The organism is Variovorax sp. Soil_C_33 (assembly GCF_057656935.1).
Genome location: NZ_JBDGJK010000001.1, coordinates 512,515 through 528,324 on the forward strand (window position 1 = coordinate 512,515; position 15,810 = coordinate 528,324).

A 15,810-nucleotide genomic window follows, 5' to 3' on the forward strand; every position below is an offset into this window, starting at 1 on the left:
GCGTTCTTGATGCGGGATGTCTGACGGATGTTTACCGCGCCGACGCGCGCATGTCTTGAACAAGAGTCGCCTGCCTTGAACGCATGGTGTGCGCACGAATGTGCAAGGCGACCGCCAGGCCGACAAGGCGGCGGGCGGGGTCATGAAGATAGGCTCGAGCGGGGAGAGGAGGCGTCAGTGCATGCGCCGCGGACGCCGCGCAGTCTGGGACGTAGCGGCACCGGCCTCGGCATGGTTCCCGAAGCGATGGACCAGGTGGGCGCAGATCGCGATCGCCAGATGCTCGCTCACCGTCGAGCTTGCACGCTGCGGCCCATCGAGCAGGGCCAACACCGCCGCGCCCAGGCTTTCCATGACCGGATCGACCAACCCCGGGGCGCAGGCAATGCCGCTCACACGCACCAGGCCCGCCGCATCGGTCATGGCGTCCACCAGCGCGCGCGGCACGTAGAAATGAAGGGCATCCAGCGGACTGCCCAGATAGCTCGCCACCTCGTCGCGCAAGTCGACAATGCTTATCGCACCGGGCACATAGTCGCGCACCACCGAGGGCCGGCCCCGTACCCAGAGCTCGTGGTGACCCACACCGACGAGGTGCAGGGTCACTACGAAGGCGTCCTCGGGCGGAATCTCCTGCTTCATGCCCAGTTGGTCGGGCAGGCAGGTGATGCGCGTAGCGACGAACGGCGCCTTCGGCGCCGGCAGCATGACGAGAGCGGGCGCGGAAGGCAACTCGAAGTACCGTCCCAGCAGGTCGCCGTAAGCGCCTTGCATGCCCGCGTCCAGCGAACGATCAGGCTTGAATGAACGCGAGCAGGTCAGCGTTCACCTGGTCCTTGTGGGTGGTGCAGGTGGCGTGCGGCGCGCCTGCGTAGACCTTGAGCTGGCTGCCCTTGATCATCTCGGCCGCAAGCCGGGCGGTGGCCTCGATGGGCACGACCTGGTCGTCGTCGCCGTGGATCACGAGCGTGGGCACGTCGATCCTGGCCATGTCGGGGCGGAAGTCGGTTTCCGAGAACGCGGTCACGCAGTCGAGGGTGGCCTTGATCGAGGCCTGCAGCGCGATCTGCAGCGTCTGCTTGAAGATGCCCTGCGACACCTTGGCGCCGGGGCGGTTGGTGCCGTAGAAGAGCGTGCTGAAGTCGTCGAGGAACTGCGGACGATCGGCAGCCAGCCCGTCGCGGATGCCTGAGAACACCGACGCGTCGGGGCCCACGGGGTGATCGGCCGTCTTCATGAACAGCGGCGTCACGGCACTGATGAGTGCGAGCTTGGCAACGCGGGCGCTGCCCTTGCGCGCGATGTAGCGCGTCACGTCGCCGCCGCCCATCGAGAAGCCGACGAGGATCACGTCCTTCAGGTCGAGTTTCTCGAGCAGCTCGGCGATGTCGTCGGCGAAGGTGTCGTAGTCATAGCCTGTCCACGGCTGGCTCGACCGGCCGAAGCCGCGGCGATCGAACGCGATCACGCGGTAGCCGCGTTCTGCGAAGAACAGCATCTGGGCGTCCCACATGTCCGCGCTGAGCGGCCAGCCGTGGCTGAAGAGAATGGGCTGGCCCGAGCCCCAGTCCTTGTAGTAGAGCTCGGTGCCGTCGCGCAATGTGAGTGTGGTCATGGTTTTCCTGGGAGTGAAAAAAGAAGAAGAAACTTGCTCAGATCTGGCGCACCGACTCGAAGAGGAACCACGTGCGCCGCTCGGCCTCGTCGATCCAGTTCTCCAGCACGCTGGCGGTGGCCACGTCGCCGTACTCGTCGCACACCGCGTGCGTAACGCGCATGAAGCCCGCCAGGCGCTGGTTGTCCTCGCGCAGCTCGGCCAGCATGCCGATGGGGGTCACGAAGTCGGCGTCGTTGTCCGACAGGCGCTGGAGCCGCGCGGCATGACCGGTCGAGCGCAGCGTGGTGCCGCCCACCTTGCGCGCGCGCTCGGCAATGGGGTCGACCGTGGCGAAGATCTGGTCAGCCTGTTCGTCGAGCAGCAGGTGGTAGTCGCGAAACGACGGGCCCGACATGTGCCAGTGGAAGTTCTTCGTCTTGAAGTACAGCGCGAACACATCGGCCAGCAGCACGTTGAGCGCCGCGGAGATGTCGCGCGTGGCATCGGCGCCCAGGTCGCTCGGGGTGTGCAGCGGCGCGAGGCGGCGCGACTGGGTGCTGCTCGCCAAGGCCTTGACGGACCTGGCCGGCTTGACCGTCTTGGTGGATTTTGGGGTGCCCATGTTGTTCCTTGTTTGTCAGAGAGAAAGAAAGTGATGCACCTCGGGCTTGCCCGGGCCGATGTGGAAACGCATGGCCTCGCCTTGCAGGTCGGCGTCGGCATGCGACACGCGGTGGTGCTGGCGCAGGTGCTCGGCCCACGACTCGACGAGGAACCACTCCACGATGCGCTCGGCATCGCCCGTGTGCTCGGTGATGCCCCAGGCGTAGGCGCCGTCGCGGCGGCGCTCCAGCGAGAGCCGCTTCATCACGGCCAGGAACGCCGGGCGGTCGTCCTTGCGGATGCGGTACTCGACCTGGATCATCACGGGCCCGCGGTCGTGCGCAACAGGCTCGGCAACAAGCGGTTCGGGCCAGTGGTTGGAGGGCTGCAGATCGGCCTCGCCCGCCGGCAGCCGCACGCGGTGGAACAGGACCGCCGCCACCAGCAGCCCCACCGCGCCCACCAGCAGCGTGGCCGGCACGCCGATCTGCTGCGCGACCAGCCCCCAGCCCAGGCTGCCTGCGGCCATGGCGCCGTTGAACACGGTGAGATACACCGCCAACCCGCGCCCGCGCACCCAGTTCGGCAGGATGGACTGCGCCACGCCGTTGAGCGTGGTCAGCGCGATGATCCAGCCCAGCCCCAGCACCAACAGCAGCAGCACGGCGAGCCATTGCGGCGGCGCGAACACGAGGCTGCCCATGACGGCCGCGGTGAGCACGGACGCCAGCAGGATGAGCCCGTCCGCATCGAGCCGTGCGCGCAGCCGCGGCATGACCAGCGCACCGGCGATCGCGCCCGCCCCCACCGCGCCCAGCAGGATGCCGTAGAAGCCGGCCGTGCCGCCGAGCATTTGGCGCGCCACCAGCGGCAGGAGGGCCCAGACCGAGCTGGCGAACAGGAAGAACACGGCGGCGCGCAGCAGCACCACGTGCAGCTCCTTGCTGGCGCGCGTGTAGCGCAGGCCGGCGCGGAAAGCGCCGAGAAAATTCTCGGACAGGCCGCTGTCGGCCACCGCCGGGCGCTTCCACCACAGCAGCGCCGCGATCACGAACGCATAGCTCAGCACGTCGACCCCGTAGGTGACCGCCGCACCGAAGCTCGCGAGGATCAGGCCGCCCGCGGCCGGGCCGATGGAGCGCGCGATGTTGATGCCGAGCGAGTTCAGCGCCACCGCGCTCTTCAGCTCGGCGCGCGGCACTAGCTCCGGCACGATCGACTGCCAGGTCGGCCCCATCAGCGCGGCGCCGATGCCGCCCACGAAGGTCAGCGCGATGAGGTACTCGACCGTGAGCGCGCCGGTGTGCGAGAGCACCAGCAACGTGCCGCTCACGGCCGCGAGCACCAGTTGCACGAAGATCAGGAAACGGCGCCGGTCGAGAATGTCGGAGAGCACGCCGGCCGGTATCGCCAGCAGGAAGATCGGCAGCGTGGCCGCGGTCTGGACCAGCGCCACCGCAGTCGGGTTCGCCGACAGGTCGGTCACCAGCCATGAGCTCGCCACATCGCGCATGAAGCTGCCGATGTTCCCTAGCACGGTGACGGCCCACAGCACCGCGAACACCGGCTGGCGCAGCGGCGCGAAGGCGCCGGGCGGGGTTGACGACGCAACCGCGCTGGACTGAGGTTCAGACATGGGCACGCTCCCGCAGGTCCTGCCAGGCCACCAGCAGGAAGCCGCCGACCAGGCCCAGGTGCTCGAAGAAGGAATTGGCGGCCATGAAGCGCTCCGGCTGCGGCATCTCCCAGAACCGCAGCGCGACGAAGGTCGCGAACAGCGTGAAGCCGCCCAGCGCCAGCGCGCCGAGCCAGCGGAAGAAGCCGGTGAGGATGAGCGCCGAGGCGCCCAGTTCCAGCACGATGACCGCCACGGCCAGCGGTGCCGCGGGCGCCAGGCCGAAGTGGTTCATCTCCGCGATGGCGGCGTCGAAATCCACGGCCTTGTTGAAGCCGCCCTGCAGGTAGGCGGCGCATAGCAGCAGCAATGCGATCCAGCGCAGCGCGGGGCCGGTTGTCCAGCGCATCGTCATCAGACCGCCCAGCAGGCGCAGCCGAGCGCGCCCCAGAAGCTTTTGAGATCGGCAATCGGCAGCTTGCTCCTCCACGCAGTGGCATGCTGGTGGCCGTGCACGTTGCAGTTGTTGGCGCAGGCACAGGACATGGCCGCGTGGCGCATCGCCTTTTGCAGCGGCGCGCCCTCGGCGTCGCCCCAGCCGCCATAGCCGCCGAAGCTGCGCACCGGCGACCAGTCGGGCATCGCGGGCGGTGGCGTGCCCTCGTCGTGCGCCTGGAACGGCCCCGCGGCGTACACCACCTTGCCGCCGACCATGGTCAGCAGCGCCGTGGTGTCGGCGATCTCCGATTCCGGGCAGCCGAAGAAGTCGCGGTCGGGCACCACCAGGTCGGCCAGCATGCCGGGCTCGATGCGGCCCTTCTTGCCGATCTCGTTGGAAAACCAGGTCACGTTCTCCGTCCACATGCGCAGCGCGGCCTCGCGGTCGAGGCAGTTGCGCTGCGGGTAGAGCTGCATGCCGCCGACGGTCTGGCCCGTGACCAGCCACGACAGCGACACCCACGGGTTGTACGAGGCGACGCGCGTGGCGTCGGTGCCGGCCGACACCTTCACGCCCTTCTCGAGCATGCGCTTGACCGGCGGTGTGGCCTCGGCCGCACCGGCGCCGTAGCGCTCGACGAAGTACTCGCCCTGGTAGGCCATGCGATGCTGCACCGCGATGCCGCCCCCCAGCGCGGCGATGCGGTCGATCGACTTCTCAGAGATCGTTTCGCAATGGTCGAAGAACCAGTTCAGGCCGGCGAGCGGCGTGTCGCGGTTGACCTTCTCGAAGACGTCGAGCGCACGGTCGATGGTCTCATCGTAGGTGGCATGCAGGCGCCACGGCCACTTGTTCTGCACCAGCACGCGCACCACTTCCTCGAGCTCGCCTTCCATCTCGGGCGCCATATCCGGGCGCAGCTGGCGGAAGTCCTCGAAGTCGGCGGCCGAGAACACCAGCATCTCGCCGGCGCCGTTGTGGCGGAAGTAGTCGTCGCCCTGCTTGTACTTCGACGTGGCGGTCCAGTTGAGGAAATCCTGCTTCTCCTGCTTCGGCTTCTGGGTGAAGAGGTTGTAGGCGAGGCGGATGGTGAGCTGGCCGGCGTCGGCCAGCTGCTGGATCACCTGGTAGTCCTCGGGGAAATTCTGAAAGCCGCCGCCCGCGTCGATCGCGCCGGTCACGCCCAGGCGGTTGAGTTCGCGCATGAAGTGGCGCGTCGAGTTGAGCTGGTACTCGAAGGGCAGCTTCGGCCCCTTGGCAAGCGTGGCATAGAGGATCGAGGCGTTGGGCTTGGCCAGCAGCAGGCCTGTGGGATTTCCAGCGCTGTCGCGCACGATCTCGCCGCCGGGCGGCGCGGGCGTGTCCTTCGTGTAGCCGACGGACCGCAGCGCCGCGCCGTTGAGCAGGGCACGGTCGTACAGGTGCAGCAGGAACACCGGCGTATCGGGCGCCACCGCGTTGAGCTCTTCGATGGTCGGCAGGCGCTTCTCCACGAACTGGTGCTCGGTGAAGCCGCCAACCACGCGCACCCATTGCGGCGCTGGCGTGATGGCGACCTGGCGCTTGAGCATGCCCATCGCATCGGCCAGGCTGCGCACGCCGTCCCAGCGCAGCTCGAGGTTGAAGTTGAGGCCGCCGCGAATGATGTGCAGGTGGTTGTCGATGAGGCCCGGCAGCACGCGCCTGCCCTGCAGTTCGATCACGCGAGTGTTGCTGCCTGCCAGCGGCAGGATGTCGTGTGCGCGGCCGACGCGGGTGAAGCGGCCGTCCTTGATGGCGACGGCGTCGGCCGCGGGGTTGGCACGGTCCAGCGTGGTGAAGCGGCCGTTGTGCAGGATCAGGTCGGGGGCGGTGGTGCCTGCCATGTCGGGTGTCCTTGGGGGGGTGGGTTGGGCCATTGCGGCACCAGCCAGCGCGGCGCCAAGCGTGCCGAGGCACAGCCGGCGGCGCTGTTCGTCGAATGAATCGCTCATGCGTCTTTGCGGGGCGTGGCGGCCGGGCCAGCTTTGGCGCATTGCGGCAGCTCGCCGAACACATGCGGCTTGACCTGGTGCTGCAGCCACGAGGTGGCCACAGCATCGGGCTTGATCACGCTCTTGATGAGCGGCGGGATCTGCTCGCCGAGCAGGATCCCGAGAAGCCCCACGAGGGCGATGACCGGCGGGGCCGGCGAGCGCACCTGGAACAGTGCGTAGATCACACCGACCAGCAGGCCGAGCGCGAGCGACAGGACGTAGGGCTTCATCTTGTTCACCGCGGCGTTCAGCCTTCGTGCGCGCCGAACATCGTCTTGGCGTAGGTCACGCCCAGGCCGTAGGCGCCGCCGACCTTCTTCGCGATGCCGGTGGTCAGCTCGTAGGTGTCGCCACGGGCCCAGTCGCGCTGCAGCTCGAGCAGGTACTGCAGCGAGGTCATCGGCTGCGCGCCGGCCTGCACCATGCGTTCCATCGCGCGGTTGTGCGCCTCGGCCGACACGTCGCCGCAGGCGTCGGCGATCACGTACACCTCGAAGCCCTGGTCGAGCGCCGACAGCGCCGGCCCGACGATGCACACGCTGGTCCACAGGCCCGCCAGCACGATGCGCGGCTTGCCGATCTGGTTCACGCGGTCGATCACCGCCGCATCTTCCCAGGTGTTCATCGAGGTGCGGTCGAGCATCTTCTGGCCCGGGAAGGCGTCGGTGATCTCGCTGAACATCGGGCCCGAGAAGCTCTTCTCGGCCACCGTCGTCAGGATGGTCGAGACCTTGAAGCCGGCCGCGGCCTGCGCCACCAAAGCGGCGTTGTTGCGCAGGTTCACCGCATCGATCGAGTGAGTGGCGAAGGCCATCTGCGACTGGAAGTCGATCATCACCAGCGTGTGGTCGGTGGGGGTGAGCAGCTTGGCGCCGGCGGTCGGGGTGGCTTCGAGGGACATGAGGTACTCCGTTTCAACGAGTGGACAAAAATGAAAAAAGAACAGGAGATCGGCGGCGACATGCATCCTCGTTTCGGCAAGCCTGCGTGTCTTGTCAATTAGTGAGGCCGTTTGGACATTTGCCGTCGCGCCGGCCTGCTGGTTTGTGGTTCGATGAATTCGATCTGATTCACAATGGCCTCGAAGAGAAATCTCCGAGGCATGGCTGAATCATCTTTCGTTCGACGAGGCCTGTTGACGAAACTTTTCGGCTTCAATCATCGAATTTTTCGATCATCCATTTCGCAAGGACCAGCCCGTGCTCAAACTCAGCCTGGAAGCCATCGAGCTCGTGGACGCCATCGCGCGCCACGGCTCCTTCGCCGCCGCCGGCGCGCGCCTGAACAAGGTGCCTTCCACCATCTCGTACGCGGTGGGCAAGCTCGAGGAGCAGCTGGGCATGCTGCTGTTCGTGCGCAACGGGCCGCGCGTGACCCTCACCGCGGCCGGCGAAGAAATGCTCAGGGAGGGCCGCTGGCTGCTCGGCGCCGCGAGCGATCTCGAATCGCGCATGCGGCAGATCGCCACCGGCTTCGAGTCGGAGCTGCGGCTGGTGCACGACTCGGTGATTCCGACGCAAGCGCTCATCGACGACATCCGCGCGTTCGAGGCGCTGCGCTGCGGCACGCGGCTGCGCATCGGTTGCGAGGCACTCACCGGTAGCTGGGAGGCATTGCGCGAAGGGCGCGCCGACATCGTCATTGCCGCGGGCGAAGGGCCGGCCGGCGGGAGCTATCAGGCGGTCATGGTGGGCAGCCTCGATTTCGCATTCTGCGTCGCGCCGACGCATCCGCTGACCCGGCTCGGCCGGCCGCTGAACCGCGGCGACTTGATGGAACACAACGCCATCGTGGTGAGCGACAGCGCGCGCACCCTATCCGACCGCACGGTGGGATTGCTCTCCGGCCAGCAGCGCATCGCCGTGCCGTCGATGGCCGCAAAGATCGCCTGCCAGATGGCCGGCCTCGGACACGGCTTTCTGCCTCGCGCCTGCATCCAGAGCGAACTGACGCGCGGCACCCTGCTGGAACTCGCCATTGAAGAACCCCGTGCGCCCGAGGCTTTCTGGCTCGGTTGGAAGACCGGCGCCAAGGGCCAGGCCCTGCAATGGTGGGTGAAGCAGTTGAACCGGCGGCTGGTGCCAGCGCTGCTTCCGCGATCCGGCTGGAACTCCTGACGCCGCGGCGCGGCGGGCGGATCAATCGGCTCGGCTCGAGTGCGACCGATGTGAAGGCCCATCACCTATGCGCGATGGCAGGATCTGCTGTAGCGACCCGCACAACCGCAGCCTGCTTTGTGCAAGACCCTCATTGCAGCACCGCCGAGAGGGGCACGCGGCCTAAACTTTTGGACATCCAAAGGCCCGGCCTCAGCCCCTTCATGACGCATCCCACCGCATTACCAAGCATCCATGGCCACGCTTTTGTTGATGGCAATGAGCAACCCTGACGCCGTTTCCAAAGGACCGACTCCGTGAACTCCTCCATCATCGAGCGCCTCAGGAGCGCTGGCCGCCTGGACCGCGTGTTCATCGACGGCGAATGGGTCACGCCTCATGGGCAAGCTCGAAGCGCTGTCATCGATCCGTCGACCGAAGAGCCGGTCGCGGAGATCGCGCTGGGAAGTGCAAGAGATGTCGCTGCAGCCGTGGCTGCGGCGCGACGCGCATTCGCGACCTGGTCCGTGAGCTCCGCCCAGAGCAGGGCCTTGCTTCTCGACCGCGTCCACACCTTGATCCTCGAGCGAGCAGAACTGTTCGCCCAGGCGATCTCGCTGGAGATGGGCGCTGCCATCGGCTTCGCGCGCAGCATGCAGGTGCCGTCTGCGGCCGAGCACATCCGCGTGGCCCGCGAAAATGCGGCCAGCTATCCGTTTGTCACCCATCGGGTGGACATGGCCATCATGCGCGAGGCCATCGGCGTGTGCGGCCTGATCACCCCCTGGAACTGGCCGCTCTACCAGATCACCGCCAAGGTCGGCCCGGCCCTGGCAGCGGGATGTACGGTCGTTCTGAAGCCCAGCGAGCTGTCGCCCCTGAGCGCCTTGCTTTTTGCCGAGGTGATGCACGACGCCGGCATCCCGCCGGGTGTGTTCAACCTGGTGAACGGCAATGGGCCGGAGGTCGGCGCCGCGCTGTCGGCGCATCCCGACGTGGACATGATCTCGATCACCGGTTCGACAAGAGCCGGCGTGCTGGTTGCCCAAGCGGCCGCGCCGACGGTGAAGCGCGTGGCGCAGGAACTCGGCGGGAAATCGCCCAACCTCATCCTACCGGATGCGGACCTGGCGCGTGCCATACCGGCAGGCGTAGCGGCCGCCTTCCGCAATGTCGGCCAATCCTGCAGCGCACCGACTCGCATGATCGTGTCCCGCGAGCGCCTCCAGGAGGTTGAGCGGCTCGCGCTCGAAGCGGCATCCAGCATCGTCGTGGGCGATCCGCGTTCGCAGCAGACCACGCACGGCCCGGTGGCGAATCGCGCGCAGTTCAATCGGGTGCAGGAAATGATCGGCATCGGAATCGCCGAAGGCGCGCGACTCATTTGTGGCGGCCTCGGGCGGCCAGAGGCTTTAAGCCGCGGCTTCTACTGCCGTCCAACCATCTTCTCCGCGGTGCATCCTCAGATGCAGATCGCGCAGGAGGAGATCTTCGGGCCAGTGCTCGCGTTGATCCCCTACGACAGCGTGGACGAGGCCGTGGAGATCGCCAACGGCACCGTCTACGGCCTGGGCGCCCACGTGCAAGGGCGGGACCTCGGCGCGGCGCGCGCCGTGGCGATGCGCATCCGGTCCGGGCAGGTGCACATCAACTACCCGGCCTGGAACCCGCATGCCCCCTTCGGTGGCTACAAGCGCTCGGGAAATGGCCGCGAGTACGGAATAGAAGGTCTCGAGGAGTATCTGGAAACCAAAGCCATTCTTGGCTTCCAGGATGCCTCGGCGCCCAGTATCGATTGACAGACTTTCAGTGAAGACATCGCGCAACGCGCAGGAGCAATCATGACCGTGGCCCTCGTGCTGCATCGCGCCAACGGCGCACCCGTTTCAACCTCTTTCCGCAGGGCGCCGTTCGGCAAGGACGATCCTTTTGCGCGGCATCGCGAGATCGCGTGGGAAGGACCGGGCTCGATGATCGCGGGCCGCACCAGCTTCATCGGCGAGCTCGAAGTCGCAAGCTATCCCCACGTCGAAACCATTGTCGTTGCGGAAGGAGCGCTGACCCTGACGGCGGCCGGGGCGGCCCCGCTGGTGCTTGGTCCACAAGCGGGCGCTGTCATCGGCTGCGGTACGGCGCTTCGCATCCAGGCCGAATCTCGCGTACGGTTTTCGTTCTGCGCGGCCGCTTGCGAGAAGCCGACCATGCGCGGCCTCATCCCCCTGCGCGCCGACGCCGACTTCAAGCCGTCCACCCCGCCACCGGCGGAGACGCTGCTGGGCCTGACCCCGCAATGTCGCAGCGACAATGTCTTCACCGAGGACGGCGCGCAGTACCTCGCGGGCACCTGGGATTCGACCCCCTACCATCGGATCGTTCGCCCGCATCGCATGAACGAGTTCATGCATCTCCTGGCCGGCAGCGTGCGGTTTGCAGCCCCTGATGGCAGCGTGCTGTCGGTGGGCACGGGCGATGCGATTTTCGTGCCCCAGGGCGCACCGATCGGATGGGAAAGCAGCGATCGCGTGGCGAAGTTCTACGTCGTTCAAAGCGTCCAGGCTTGAACGGGCGAGCGAGTTTCATCATGTCTCCTCCGCTGCACCACATTCAAACCTCGGCCACGCTGCCGGCCTCGGCTGACGTCGTCGTGATCGGCGGCGGCATCATCGGCGTCTTTACCGCCTACTACCTGGCCAAGCGCGGCGTTTCGGTGGCCCTGGTGGAAAAGGGCAGGATCGGCGCCGAGCAATCGAGCCGCAATTGGGGCTGGTGCCGGCAGCAGAACCGCGACGCGCGCGAACTGCCGATGGCGAGCAAGAGTCTCGACCTGTGGGAACAATTTGCCGCCGAGAGCGGTGAAGACACGGGCTTTCATCGCTGCGGGCTCCTCTATCTCAGCAATGACGAGGCCGAAATTTCCCGCTGGGCCAGCTGGCGCGATTTTGCGAAGACCGCAGGCGTGACGACCCACATGCTGAGTGGCCGTGAGGCCGCCGAGCGCGGGCAGGCGACCGGCCGCGCCTGGAAGGGCGGCGTCTTCTCGCCCACCGATGGCACCGCCGATCCTGGCAAGGCTGCGCCGGCCGTGGCCGCTGCGCTCATCAAGCTCGGGGGCAGCGTCCATCAGAATTGCGCGGCCCGCGGCATCGAGACGGAAGGTGGACGGGTCAGCGGCGTGATCACGGAAGCCGGGGTCATCAAGACCAGGACGGCCGTGCTCGCCGGTGGCGCCTGGGCCTCCTCGTTCTGCCGGCAGCTCGGCATCCGCTTTCCCCAGGCCTCGATTCGGCAATCCATCCTTAGCGTGTCCCCTGTGGAACATCGCTTGCCGGATGCTCTGTTTACGGCGGGCGTGTCCGTCACGCGCCGCAACGACGGACGCTACGCACTGGCCATCAGCGGCCGCGCACGCGTGGACGTGACGCCACAGTTCATGCGATTCGCCCCGCAATTCGTGCCCATGTTCGCCAAGCGCTGGCGCAGCCTTCTGCCGGGAGGCCTGCAAGGCATTCGTGGTGGCCACGAAACGCTGAAGCGGTGGCGGCTCGATGCGCCGACGCCGATGGAGGCGGTGCGCATCCTCGATCCGAAGCCCTGTTTGTCCACGGTCAGGGAGACCCGCCGCCGCGCCGTCGAGCTGCTGCCCAAGCTTCGCGACGCCAAGATCACGCACGCCTGGGCCGGCTTCGTCGACAGCACGCCGGACGGTGTTCCCGGCATCGGCGAAGTGCCGTCCATACCGGGCTTCATCCTGGCTGCGGGCTTTTCGGGACACGGCTTTGGCATCGGCCCCGGCGCGGGCCACCTGATCGCGGACCTTGCCACCGGTGCCGAACCAATCGTGGATCCCATACCGTACCGGCCGGAGCGATTCAGCGGCTCAGCATGGGGCAAGGTCGCTGATTTCTAGGCCGAGCACAGCATCGCGGCAACGGCCACCAAAGGCACACATGTCTTCGAGCGATGTGATCGTGATTGGCGGCGGCTTGGTGGGCACGGCAGTGGCCTACGGGCTGGGCCAGCTCGGCAAGAGCGTCACGGTCCTGGATGAAGGCGACGATGCGTTTCGCGCTTCGCGCGGGAACTTCGGCTTGATCTGGGTTCACGGCAAGGGTCGCGGCGTTCCCCACTATGCCCGCTGGACCCGGGAGTCCGCGCGGCTGCGGCCCGCGCTCGCCGCGCGACTTCAGGGCGAAACCGGCATCGATGTCCAGGCCAGGCAGAACGGCGCCTTCAACCTGTGCTTTTCCGAGGCCGAGCTCGAGGCGCGCAGCGAGCGGCTTGCCGCCGTGCGCGATGAAGTTGGCGGCGAATATCCCTACGAGATCCTGGACCGCGCGGCGCTGCTGCAGCGATTGCCCCACGTCGGACCGAAGGTGGTCGGCGCCAGCTACTCGCCGATGGACGGCCATGTCAATCCGCTCAAGCTGCTGCGCGCCCTGCACACCGCATGCATCCAGCGAGGCGTGATGCTGAAGACAGGCCACGGGGTGGAGCGCATCACGCACGCAGACGGCCAGTTCACGGCGCACGTCCGGGGCCAGCGGTTTCGCGCGCCCAAGCTCGTACTGGCCGCGGGACTCGGCAACGCGAGCCCGGCCGGTCAGGTCGGCCTCCACGCGCCGGTGCGGCCGAATCGCGGGCAATTGATCGTCACCGCGCGCACCGAGAAGCTCTTCGACTGTCCCACGGGGCATATCCGGCAGACCGACGAGGGCGGCATCCAGATCGGGGAGTCCATGGAAGATGCGGGCTTTGACGACAGCACAACGACCAGCACCTCGGCCGAGCTCGCGCGCCGTGCCATCGCCAGTTTTCCCATGCTCGGCCAGCTCAATGTGGTTCGGGTATGGGGCGCGTTGCGGGTGATGACGCCCGACGGCTATCCGATCTACCAGGAATCGAAATCCTGCCCAGGCGCCTACGTCGTCACTTGCCACAGCGGCGTGACTCTGGCCGCGGCCCACGCCTTTCGCATCGCCCCGTGGATCGGCGGCGCGGGCGCGCCCGAGGAGCTGGACGCCTTTCGTGGCGATCGCTTTCCCGCCGCAGACCATCCGACGCAGGCCCTGGATCACCACCATGCCCACTGTCTTGAGCGGCGAAGAGGCCCAGCCCGGCATTGGGCCCACTGCTGCCACATGGGCTGTCGTGATGGACGTCCGCAAGGCGAAGCGGTCTTAGGTCTTAGATTGTGGATTCGTCCAACTGGCCGCAGTTGACATACCCTGCGGTCACCACGACAAGATGCGATCACACTTCAATCGCGGCGTTCCAGAACGCGTTGGCGGCCTTCCCCAAAAGCTCGCTGTCGCGATAGAGCCTTATTTCCAAGGGAACTTCCCAATCGTTGCTCGCCGCGGCGACAAGCCGACCCTGGTCGATATCGTCCTCCACCAGCGTCTGCGGCAACCACGCGATCCCCCTACCGTCTAGCACCATCGTTCTGAGGACAGAGGCGAGATGAGCCGTGAAGACAGCCTGCGCAGGAACTGACTCCAGCCTGCGACCGATCACGGCGCGCATGATGCGTCCCAGCCCTGATTCCTCGGTGTACTGAAGCACAGGTACTGCAGGTCCGCCTTGACGCGCGAGCTGATAACGCGCGTTACCTTCCTCGTCCGGCGCCGACACCGCGATCAGGAGATCCGCACCGATCTGGGCCGACCTGTACGGCTCTGCATCCAGCGCCCCTTGCGCCTTGCTGTGCGCGTGGCTCAACACAAACTGAACCTTGCTTTGCAGCATCAGTGCTTCGCAACGCTGAAGCACGTCGGACATCAGTTGCACCGGGCCGAGCGTCGTATTTGATTCGAGGCTTCGCAACCATCGCGGCAAAAAAGTAAAAGAGAGCGCATGCGTGGACGCGATGCGCAAGGTGACCGAACTGGCCTCGGCGACCTTCTTGGCGTCACCCGGCACCCGCGCGACTCTGGCGATCAATTCCTGTGCCGCGCCGGTGAACCATTCGCCGACTTCGGTCAGTTTGGCGGGTTGCGAACTCCTGTCGAAAAGCTCGGCGCCGATCCACTCCTCCAGGGCACGAATGCGCCGGCTAAACGCGGGTTGGGAGCTGTGGCGGTCCTCCGCAGCGCGCGAAAAGTTTCCCGTGGCAGCCAGGGCCACAAAGTCTTCAAGCCAGATCAGATTCATGTGCGATTCGTCCGGTGCATAAAAGCAGCGAAAAAGAGCATTGGCCCGAAAAGCCCGTGCGGCGGACCATACAGGCTCTCAATCAAACACCCCCTGAAGCCAACCATGAAGATCGTCGAAATCCGTGAGAAAACCATCCCCATCAGCTCGCCCATCCGCAACGCCTACATCGACTTTAGCAAGATGACGCTGAGTCTTGTCGCGGTGATCACTGACGTGATCCGCGACGGCAAGCCGGTCGTCGGCTACGGTTTCAATTCGAACGGTCGCTATGGCCAGGGCAAGCTGATGCGCGAGCGGTTCATCCCGCGCATCCTCGAAGCGGATCCGACTCTGCTCGTCGACGACACGGGCGACAACCTCGACCCGCACAAGATCTGGAACACGATGTTCACCAACGAGAAGCCGGGCGGCCATGGTGAACGCTCCGTGGCGATCGGCACGATCGACATGGCGGTGTGGGACGCCGTGGCCAAGATCGCAGGCAAGCCCCTCTTCCAGTTGCTGGCGGACCGCTACGGAGACGGAAAGCCGAACCGCAAGATCTTCGTCTACGCGGCGGGCGGCTACTACTACCCTGGGCAGGACCACAGGAAGCTCCAGGACGAGATGCGCAGCTACATCGACCGTGGCTACACGGTCGTCAAGAAAAAGATCGGCGGCGCCTCGCTCGACGAAGACCTTCGCCGCATCGATTCGATCATGGAAGTGCTGCAGGACGGCCAGAGGCTCTGCGTCGACGCGAACGGGCGCTTCGACCTTGAAACCGCCATCGCCTACGCGAAGGCGCTTTCGCAATACGACCTGTTCTGGTACGAGGAGCCGGGCGACCCGCTGGACTTCGAACTCCAGGCGGCGCTGCGCAACTTCTACAGAAACCCGATGGCCACGGGCGAAGACCTCTTCTCGATGCAGGATGCGCGCAACCTGATCCGCTACGGCGGCATGCGCCCTGACCGCGACTGGCTGCAGTTCGACTGCGCGCTGAGCTACGGCCTGGTGGAGTACTTGCGCACGCTCGAGATGCTCAAGGAGCACGGCTGGTCGGCCAGTCGCTGCATCCCTCACGGCGGGCACCAGATGTCGCTGAACATCGCCGCTGGGCTCGGACTGGGCGGCAACGAGTCCTACCCCGACCTGTTCCAACCGTTCGGCGGATTCCCGGATGGCGTGAAGGTAGAGAACAGCTATGTGACGCTGCCCGACTTGCTTGGCATCGGCTTCGAAGGCAAGGCCGATCTGTATCGCGAGATGCAGGCGCTGTCGGCCTGACACCCGCCAACCCAAGGAGACAA

15 protein-coding genes are annotated in these 15,810 nt (G+C 66.4%); 6 read left to right on the top strand and 9 right to left on the bottom strand.

All coding sequences use genetic code 11. The annotated features are described in order from the left end of the window. Positions 1-174: 174 nt before the first annotated feature. From AC3A6B_RS02550 to AC3A6B_RS02585, 8 genes are all read right to left on the bottom strand, one after another. Entirely contained in the window at positions 175-774 is a 600-nt protein-coding gene (locus AC3A6B_RS02550) for an AraC family transcriptional regulator (RefSeq protein WP_487835165.1), read from the bottom strand. Positions 775-793: 19 nt separating this feature from the next. Continuing rightward, positions 794-1,615, bottom strand: coding sequence for an alpha/beta fold hydrolase (locus AC3A6B_RS02555; RefSeq protein ID WP_487835166.1), 822 nt, complete (start codon positions 1,613-1,615; stop codon positions 794-796). A gap of 37 nt (positions 1,616-1,652) precedes the next feature. Further along, on the bottom strand, positions 1,653-2,219 hold the full coding sequence (locus tag AC3A6B_RS02560; RefSeq protein WP_487835167.1) for a Dps family protein: 567 nt from the start codon (positions 2,217-2,219) through the stop codon (positions 1,653-1,655). 15 nt (positions 2,220-2,234) lie between these two features. Then, a complete protein-coding gene (locus tag AC3A6B_RS02565; RefSeq protein WP_487835168.1) occupies positions 2,235-3,836 on the bottom strand; it encodes an MFS transporter in 1,602 nt (533 codons plus the stop codon). Next, complete coding sequence (locus AC3A6B_RS02570) at positions 3,829-4,224, bottom strand: DoxX family protein (RefSeq protein ID WP_487835169.1); 396 nt, start codon at positions 4,222-4,224, stop codon at positions 3,829-3,831. Before AC3A6B_RS02570 ends, AC3A6B_RS02565 begins: the two co-directional genes overlap by 8 nt. A 5-nt stretch (positions 4,225-4,229) precedes the next feature. Then, positions 4,230-6,119, bottom strand: a complete 1,890-nt coding sequence (locus tag AC3A6B_RS02575; RefSeq protein ID WP_487835170.1) for an amidohydrolase — start codon at positions 6,117-6,119, stop codon at positions 4,230-4,232. A gap of 104 nt (positions 6,120-6,223) precedes the next feature. Further along, positions 6,224-6,499, bottom strand: a complete 276-nt coding sequence (locus tag AC3A6B_RS02580) for a DUF1427 family protein (protein WP_487835171.1) — start codon at positions 6,497-6,499, stop codon at positions 6,224-6,226. Positions 6,500-6,516: 17 nt separating this feature from the next. Then, entirely contained in the window at positions 6,517-7,170 is a 654-nt protein-coding gene (locus tag AC3A6B_RS02585) for a hydrolase (RefSeq protein WP_487835172.1), read from the bottom strand. A gap of 298 nt (positions 7,171-7,468) precedes the next feature. Between AC3A6B_RS02585 and AC3A6B_RS02590 the strand changes: the two genes are divergently transcribed. The 5 genes from AC3A6B_RS02590 to AC3A6B_RS02610 all read left to right on the top strand — a co-directional run bounded on the left by AC3A6B_RS02590 (position 7,469) and on the right by AC3A6B_RS02610 (position 13,584). Next, entirely contained in the window at positions 7,469-8,386 is a 918-nt protein-coding gene (locus tag AC3A6B_RS02590) for a LysR family transcriptional regulator (RefSeq protein WP_487835173.1), read from the top strand. 296 nt (positions 8,387-8,682) lie between these two features. Beyond that, complete coding sequence (locus AC3A6B_RS02595) at positions 8,683-10,164, top strand: aldehyde dehydrogenase family protein (protein ID WP_487835174.1); 1,482 nt, start codon at positions 8,683-8,685, stop codon at positions 10,162-10,164. Positions 10,165-10,206: 42 nt separating this feature from the next. Next, positions 10,207-10,926 (top strand): cupin domain-containing protein, encoded by a 720-nt coding sequence (locus tag AC3A6B_RS02600; protein WP_487835175.1) that lies wholly within the window; start codon positions 10,207-10,209, stop codon positions 10,924-10,926. Positions 10,927-10,946: 20 nt separating this feature from the next. After that, on the top strand, positions 10,947-12,272 hold the full coding sequence (locus AC3A6B_RS02605; RefSeq protein WP_487835176.1) for an NAD(P)/FAD-dependent oxidoreductase: 1,326 nt from the start codon (positions 10,947-10,949) through the stop codon (positions 12,270-12,272). A 40-nt stretch (positions 12,273-12,312) separates the two neighbouring features. After that, on the top strand, positions 12,313-13,584 hold the full coding sequence (locus AC3A6B_RS02610) for an NAD(P)/FAD-dependent oxidoreductase (protein WP_487835177.1): 1,272 nt from the start codon (positions 12,313-12,315) through the stop codon (positions 13,582-13,584). 31 nt (positions 13,585-13,615) lie between these two features. On the opposite strand, the gene AC3A6B_RS02615 is transcribed toward AC3A6B_RS02610, so the two are convergent. After that, positions 13,616-14,515 (bottom strand): LysR family transcriptional regulator, encoded by a 900-nt coding sequence (locus AC3A6B_RS02615; protein ID WP_487835178.1) that lies wholly within the window; start codon positions 14,513-14,515, stop codon positions 13,616-13,618. Between the two features lie 105 nt (positions 14,516-14,620). Here AC3A6B_RS02615 and AC3A6B_RS02620 point away from each other — a divergent pair, with 105 nt between their 5' ends. Further along, on the top strand, positions 14,621-15,787 hold the full coding sequence (locus tag AC3A6B_RS02620) for a mandelate racemase/muconate lactonizing enzyme family protein (RefSeq protein WP_487835246.1): 1,167 nt from the start codon (positions 14,621-14,623) through the stop codon (positions 15,785-15,787). Positions 15,788-15,810 lie beyond the last annotated feature (23 nt).

Bases quoted from the DNA above. Each gene is read 5' to 3' on its own strand.
- AC3A6B_RS02550 (WP_487835165.1), bottom strand. From the start codon at position 774: ATGCAAGGCGCTTACGGCGACCTGCTGGGACGGTACTTCGAGTTGCCT.
- AC3A6B_RS02555 (WP_487835166.1), bottom strand. From the start codon at position 1,615: ATGACCACACTCACATTGCGCGACGGCACCGAGCTCTACTACAAGGAC.
- AC3A6B_RS02560 (WP_487835167.1), bottom strand. From the start codon at position 2,219: ATGGGCACCCCAAAATCCACCAAGACGGTCAAGCCGGCCAGGTCCGTC.
- AC3A6B_RS02565 (WP_487835168.1), bottom strand. From the start codon at position 3,836: ATGTCTGAACCTCAGTCCAGCGCGGTTGCGTCGTCAACCCCGCCCGGC.
- AC3A6B_RS02570 (WP_487835169.1), bottom strand. From the start codon at position 4,224: ATGCGCTGGACAACCGGCCCCGCGCTGCGCTGGATCGCATTGCTGCTG.
- AC3A6B_RS02575 (WP_487835170.1), bottom strand. From the start codon at position 6,119: ATGGCAGGCACCACCGCCCCCGACCTGATCCTGCACAACGGCCGCTTC.
- AC3A6B_RS02580 (WP_487835171.1), bottom strand. From the start codon at position 6,499: ATGAAGCCCTACGTCCTGTCGCTCGCGCTCGGCCTGCTGGTCGGTGTG.
- AC3A6B_RS02585 (WP_487835172.1), bottom strand. From the start codon at position 7,170: ATGTCCCTCGAAGCCACCCCGACCGCCGGCGCCAAGCTGCTCACCCCC.
- AC3A6B_RS02600 (WP_487835175.1), top strand. From the start codon at position 10,207: ATGACCGTGGCCCTCGTGCTGCATCGCGCCAACGGCGCACCCGTTTCA.
- AC3A6B_RS02605 (WP_487835176.1), top strand. From the start codon at position 10,947: ATGTCTCCTCCGCTGCACCACATTCAAACCTCGGCCACGCTGCCGGCC.
- AC3A6B_RS02610 (WP_487835177.1), top strand. From the start codon at position 12,313: ATGTCTTCGAGCGATGTGATCGTGATTGGCGGCGGCTTGGTGGGCACG.
- AC3A6B_RS02615 (WP_487835178.1), bottom strand. From the start codon at position 14,515: ATGAATCTGATCTGGCTTGAAGACTTTGTGGCCCTGGCTGCCACGGGA.
- AC3A6B_RS02620 (WP_487835246.1), top strand. From the start codon at position 14,621: ATGAAGATCGTCGAAATCCGTGAGAAAACCATCCCCATCAGCTCGCCC.